Raw genomic sequence first — 6,136 nt, forward strand, 5'->3', positions numbered from 1 at the left:
TGTTTCAGGCGGTCAGCTTTGCGGGTAGCAGCAACGTTAAGATCTCCGGGAATTTAGTGCATCAGATTAGGCAAGATGGAATTCGAGGATACGATACCTCCAACCTCACAATATCGGACAATTACTTGACCGATTTCTATAAGGTCGGCAGCGAACATGCGGACGCAATTCAGATTTACACCGGCTCGTACGGCCCGGCTCACCATATCCGCGTTGTCGGCAATGTGATCACACAAGGTGATGGAGCGGAAGTCCAAGGCATCTTCATTCGTGATGACAGCGCCTCGCTGAGGAATGTGGAGGTTTCCGGCAACCTGGTTGTTGGCGCGACGCTAAACGGGATAGCGCTGTCCGGCGTAAACGGTCTGAAAGTGGACGCCAATACTGTGATCTCACGGACGGGAGAGTTGTCCTGGTTGTCCGTGAAGACGTCCCCCGAGGCTGTCGTCACGAACAACGAAGCGCTCCGCTTCATTCTGAACGGAGACATGGTCGAGAACAACAACAACCTCAACATCACCACTGGATACGATGAGGCCGTCGTGCAGGCTTGGCTGGGTTCTAGTACGACGGCGAATTCGTTCCTCGACCGGTTGTCCGACGTGCCTAAGACATCCGGCGCTACTGCGGTGACCTCGGCTGTCAGCCGGACGCTGCTTGGCTCTGAAGAGGACCTGTCGCTGAAAGGCGTGGCCAACGCCGATGGGGGCGGCAATGGCCTCGACAACGCGCTGGTCGGCAATTCCGGCAACAACCGCCTGTTCGGTGCCGGTGGCGATGACGTCATTGAAGGCGGAGCCGGCGATGACGTGCTCGACGGCGGCGCCGGCGTCGACACCGCGTCCTACGAGCATGCGAAGGGCAGCGTCACGGTCAACCTGCTCAAGGGCTTCTCGAAGACCTATGGTGCCGGTCAGGACACCTATCGCGGCGTCGAGAACGTCACCGGGTCCGCTTACTCCGACACCCTCTCCGGGGACGCCGGCAAGAACGTCCTCGCCGGCGGTGGCGGTAGCGACCGGCTTATCGGAAATGGCGGCGCCGATACGATGACCGGTGGCGCCGGAGCAGACATGTTCTTTTACAATGCCCTGAACGACAGCAAGGCCACCGCCCGCGACACCATCCTCGACTTCAACCGCGCCGCAGGCGACACAATCCACCTCAGGAACATTGATGCCAATGCAAACCGCCCCGGCGACCAAGCGTTCACGCTGGTGCACGGCTTCACGAAGGTCGCAGGGCAGCTAACCGTCACCCTCGAGGTCGATCACTACGCGGTTCGCGGTGACGTCAACGGCGACGCCATCGCCGACTTCGCCATCAACGTCCACACCGGCAAGTCCCTGCTCGCGTCGGACTTCGTCCTCTAGGGCACTTTCCGAGCCGGCTGCTCGGGGGGATTCCCTGAGGTCGTGAGTCTGATCCACCCTGGCTGCCGGTGAGGGAGGCCGGGGTGATGGGCACGCCTCTCTCTTTGGATCTTCGGGAGCGTGTGGTGGCGGCGGTGGACGGCGGGCTGTCGCGCCGCAAGGCGGCGGATCGGTTCGGGGTCAGCATCTCCAGCGCGATCCGTTGGACGAGCCTGCGGCGGCGGACCGGCGATGTGCGGCCGCGCGTCTGGGGGGCGACAAGGGCTCGGGAAGGATCGAGGCGCATGGGCCGCTGATCCTGTCGCTGGTGGAGGCCAAGGGCTGACATCACCCTGGTGGAGTTGCGCGCGGCGCTGGGGGAGCGTGGGATCGCCGTGGCGGTCTCCACGCTCTGGCGGTTCTTCGAGCGTCACCGGATCACGCTCAAAAAAGACCGGGCATGCGGCCGAGCAGGGCCGTGCGGAGATCCTGAGCCGCCGTCAGGCCTGGTTCGACGCCCAGCCCGACCTCGACCCCGAGCGCCTGATCTTCATCGACGAGACCGGCGCCTCCACGAAGATGGCCCGCCGTCACGGTCGGGCGCCGCGGGGCGAGCGGCTGCGCATGAGCGTGCCGCACGGCCACTGGAGGACCACCACCTTCGTCGGCGCCCTGCACCTGACCGGCATGACCGCGCCCATGGTGATGGACCGGGCGATGACCGGAGCCTGGTTCCTGGCCTACGTCGAGCAGGAGCTGAGCCCCACCCTGGCGTCTGGCGACATCGTGATCATGGACAACCTGCCCGCCCACAAGGGCGCGGCCCTCCGAAAGGCGGAGGCAACGGGCGCCGAGCTGCGCCTGCCGCCGCCCTACTCGCCGACTTCAACCCCATCGAGAACGCCTTCGCCAAGCTGAAGCCCTGCTCCGCAAGGACGCTGCGCGCACCGTTGCTGCCCTCGAGCGCGCCATCGCCGACGCCATCGCCACCTTCACCCCAGCCGCTAGCTGCCTGAGCAATGCGGGCTCGGCGCGCCTCGGCGATAGGCCTCGCCTTAGCCAGGAAAGATGCGTCGGCGACGGATAATGGCTCCGGTAGTGCCGAAGCCCATGATGAGCATTGTCCAAGTAGCCGGTTCGGGAACGCCAGTGCGGAAGGCATAATTCACGAACTGATCCTGATCCCGCGTCAGGGCCACATCGAAGGTGTACGCTGAGAGGTCGTCCTTCCCGTCCACGGTGGCGCTCTGGTCGCCAACGACTATCGATCCCGGAGACCCGAGGACTGAATAGAACGCCAGAAGATCGACATCGCCTGGATCGTCCCCAGCGGTCGAAATGGAATAATCGGCGGGCAGTCCGCCGAAGATCTGCGCCGCCGCTTGTTGCGCCGAGAGCGCTCTCCCGTCGGCCGAACCCCCATTCAGCTGCCAGCTGCCGACATATATGAGTGCTGCGTCAGCCGCTCCGGCGCCAAACAGTGCGATTGCGCCCAAAGCGCCCGCAATTTTCTTAACAACGGTCACACTTGATCCCCCAAGGCATTCCAAAAACAACCAAACTTCGCGATGAAGTGGTTAAGGTTGACCTAACGCAGCCTCGCAGGGTGGCGGGAGCGGGCAGGAACCGCCAGAGCAGCGACGAGCAATTCGCAGCGGCCTAGTTTCCGTAAGGGGATCGCCGCGACCCGCCGGAAAATTTTCGCCGAAGCGCACCCAGAATACCGTACCGGCGAATGCGTTCGCTCTGAAAGGCAGCGCCCACTAGCCCCGCAATGGCTGCGATGCTCACGAGGACAAGTAGGACAGAGATGTTCGGGTCCATCTCAGAATTCAGACTCTGGACGACCGGGCTGTCTACAACCGCGGGGTTGCATTTGCGAACTGATTCGGCCGCCTTGCGCCGTTGCACGCGAATTGCCGTCAAGCCGTCTCGAACCCTGCGCGATGTCCGGCCTTGAACCAGCGTCGGTTCATAGTAAGGGAGCCTGTCGTTTTTTATTCCCGGGGGACAAGTTGAAGATCCTGATTACCGGCGGGGCGGGTTTCATCGGCTCCGCCGTGGTGCGCCGGGCCATCGCCAATGGGCATCAGGTGGTGAACCTGGATGCTCTGACCTATTCAGCGAACCTCGCGAACGTCGCCGCCGTGGCGTCGGATCCCAGTTATGTCTTTGAGAAAGCGGATATTTGTGACGAGCCCGCGGTGCGCGCGATCTTCGCCCGGCATAGGCCCGACGCCGTCATGCACCTGGCGGCCGAATCGCATGTCGACCGCTCGATAGATGGCGCCGCCGATTTCATCCGCACCAACGTGCACGGCACTTTCACCTTGCTGGAGGCAGCACTTGCCTACTGGCGGACGCTGCCGACGGATCGGCGCAGCGCCTTCCGCTTCCATCACGTCTCGACCGACGAGGTCTATGGCGCGCTGGGGCCGACCGGCAAGTTCACCGAGGACACGCCCTACCGGCCCAACTCGCCCTATTCCGCCAGCAAGGCCTCGTCCGACCATCTGGCGCGCGCCTGGCACCACACGTTTGGCCTGCCGGTGCTGATCACCAACTGCTCCAACAATTACGGCCCGCGCCAGCATCCCGAGAAGCTGATCCCGCACATGATCATCCGCGCCCTGCGCGGCCAGAGCCTGCCGGTCTACGGCAAGGGCGAGAACGTGCGCGACTGGCTCTATGTCGAGGACCATGCGGCGGCGCTGATCGACGTGCTGACGCGCGGCAGGATCGGCGAGATCTACAACATCGGTGGCGACGCCGAACGGCGCAACATCGACATCGTCAGGCAGATCTGCGCCCTGCTCGACCAGCACCGCCCGCGCCCCGACGGCAAGCCGCACGACAGCGCCATCGAGTTCGTCACCGACCGCCCGGGCCACGATTTCCGCTACGCCATCGATTCTTCCAAGCTGCAGCGCGAGCTGGGCTGGCGGCCGCGCATGGATTTCAAATCCGGCCTGGCGGCGACGGTGCGCTGGTATCTCGACAACGAGAGCTGGTGGTCGGCGGGTGGCGGCAGCGCGGCGCTCAAGCGCATCGGGATGGGGGCGGTGTGATGAAGGCGCTGGCCTGCACCTACAGCGCCCTGCATAACGCTCACCACTGAGCGCCGACATGCAGGATGATCTTGAAAGCCGCCGTGCACAGGCCTCGCTCGCTAGCGGCGGTATATCGAGCGATCCCGTCTACCGCATGGCGCTCGCCGCCTTGCGCGAGCATGGCCCGCAGGCGGCAGTTCTCGACTTCGGCGCCGGTCAGGGAAGTTTCACCGGCAGGCTTTTGCAAATCGGACTTTGCCAGGCACTGACCGCAGTCGATCTGATGGCGAGGCCGGCCGCCCTGCCTTCGGAAATAGACTGGATTCAGGCCGATCTCAACGGTCCGCTTCCTCGGGCCGACAATTCCTTCGATGCTATCGCCGCCGTCGAGGTCATCGAACATCTGGAGAATCCGCGCGCCATGCTTCGCGAATGCTTCCGGCTGCTGCGGCCGGGCGGGTTGCTGGTGGTGACAACACCCAACAACGAAAGTCTGCGCTCGCAAGTCAGCTTGTTTTTTCGCGGACACTTCGCCGCTTTCGGGCCCGATAGCTACCCAGCCCATATCACGCCGCTGCTGCGCATCGACCTAATGCGCGCGTCCAGCGAGGCCGGCTTCGTCGGCCAGCATTTCGCCTGGTCCGATCACGGCGCCGTTCCCGGCCTGACCAGCCATAGCTGGCAAGGAGTCAGCTTCGGCCTCGCGCGGGGGCGGCTGTTCAGCGACAACCTGCTGCTCTCGTGCCGGCGAGCGTGAGGCATAAAATGAAAACGCTAGCCTGCACGCTGATTTCCGGCTCCTACCATATCGGCGCGGCGGCGCTGGCCAACAGCCTGCATGCCAGCGGCTACGAGGGCGCCTTCTACGTCTTCCATCGCGGGCCGCGCCCGGCCTGGCCGGCCGACGGCACGTGGGCGGCGCCCGATCGGCTCGAGCTGGGGCCGATGTCGGTGCGCTTCGTCGCCGACGACGACGCGCAATTCATCGCCCTGCGCAAGCCCGCCTGCCTGCAAGCCGTGTTCGACCTCGAGCCCGCCTGCGAGGCGGTGGCCTTCATCGATGCCGATATCGTCATGCGCGCGCGCTGGAGCCGCATCGAGCACTGGCTGTCCTGCGGCATCGCCGTGTGCGGCGACGGCTGGCTGCAGCAGACCCCCAGCGAGCATCATCCCTTGCGCGTGCAATGGCGGCGGACGCTGCAAGAGATGGGCCGCTCGGCGCGATCGCTGACGCCCTATTTCAACAGCGGATTCGTCGGCGTGCGCCGTGGCGATGCCGACTTCATCGCGCTGTGGCGTCGGATCAGCGACCGCGTCGTAGCGAATTCGGCGCAGCCGATCATGGGCACCCATGTCAGCGATCGCACCGATCCGTTCTTCATTCCCGACCAGGATGCGATGAACGTGGCTTTGATGGGCGTCGAGGCGCCGATCAGCGCCTTGGGGCCGGAGGGCATGGGATTTTCAGGCTTCGGCACGCACATGACCCATTTCGCCACCCACCCCAAGCCATGGCTGGCGAGATACGTCCTGCGCGCCTTGCGCGGCATGCCGCCCGCCGCCGCCGAACGCCAGTTCTGGGACAATCTGCGCGGACCGATCCGGCCGCTGGGCAAGGCGTCTCTTGCGTGGCGCGCGCTCGATTTCGCCATTGCCAAGGCGATAGGCCGTTTCTATGCCCGCCCGCCCGCCTAGGCGCTGACCCGTCTCGCTATCACGCCGGCGCGATAGCGT

The 6,136-nt window shown here is 64.6% G+C and carries 6 protein-coding genes and 1 pseudogene; 6 read left to right on the forward strand and 1 reads right to left on the reverse strand.

The window, feature by feature from the left end:
* The 3 genes and pseudogenes from QZV94_RS22215 to QZV94_RS22225 form a co-directional block, all read left to right on the forward strand.
* Positions 1–1,373, forward strand: a 1,373-nt coding sequence (locus QZV94_RS22215) for a right-handed parallel beta-helix repeat-containing protein (protein WP_293682104.1), incomplete at its 5' end; no start/stop codon positions are given.
* A gap of 202 nt (positions 1,374–1,575) precedes the next feature.
* Positions 1,576–1,698 carry a hypothetical protein gene (locus QZV94_RS22220; RefSeq protein WP_293682107.1) on the forward strand — a complete coding sequence of 41 codons (123 nt, stop codon included), beginning with the start codon at positions 1,576–1,578 and terminating at the stop codon, positions 1,696–1,698.
* Positions 1,699–1,805: 107 nt separating this feature from the next.
* Positions 1,806–2,325: pseudogene (locus QZV94_RS22225) on the forward strand (IS630 family transposase); the annotation flags it as partial.
* A gap of 82 nt (positions 2,326–2,407) precedes the next feature.
* Here the strand turns inward: QZV94_RS22225 and QZV94_RS22230 are convergent.
* Positions 2,408–2,878 (reverse strand): PEPxxWA-CTERM sorting domain-containing protein, encoded by a 471-nt coding sequence (locus QZV94_RS22230; RefSeq protein WP_293682110.1) that lies wholly within the window; start codon positions 2,876–2,878, stop codon positions 2,408–2,410.
* Between the two features lie 489 nt (positions 2,879–3,367).
* Between QZV94_RS22230 and rfbB the strand changes: the two genes are divergently transcribed.
* From rfbB to QZV94_RS22245, 3 genes are read left to right on the forward strand one after another with little or no spacing between them, the layout of a single operon-like run.
* Positions 3,368–4,420 (forward strand): dTDP-glucose 4,6-dehydratase, encoded by a 1,053-nt coding sequence (gene rfbB, locus QZV94_RS22235; protein ID WP_293682119.1) that lies wholly within the window; start codon positions 3,368–3,370, stop codon positions 4,418–4,420.
* A 58-nt stretch (positions 4,421–4,478) separates the two neighbouring features.
* Positions 4,479–5,159 carry a bifunctional 2-polyprenyl-6-hydroxyphenol methylase/3-demethylubiquinol 3-O-methyltransferase UbiG gene (locus QZV94_RS22240; protein ID WP_293682113.1) on the forward strand — a complete coding sequence of 227 codons (681 nt, stop codon included), beginning with the start codon at positions 4,479–4,481 and terminating at the stop codon, positions 5,157–5,159.
* A gap of 8 nt (positions 5,160–5,167) precedes the next feature.
* Complete coding sequence (locus tag QZV94_RS22245) at positions 5,168–6,097, forward strand: hypothetical protein (protein ID WP_293682116.1); 930 nt, start codon at positions 5,168–5,170, stop codon at positions 6,095–6,097.
* The last annotated feature ends 39 nt before the right edge of the window (positions 6,098–6,136 follow it).

The sequence above is a fragment of the uncultured Phenylobacterium sp. genome (assembly GCF_902826855.1).
Lineage (GTDB): Bacteria > Pseudomonadota > Alphaproteobacteria > Caulobacterales > Caulobacteraceae > Phenylobacterium.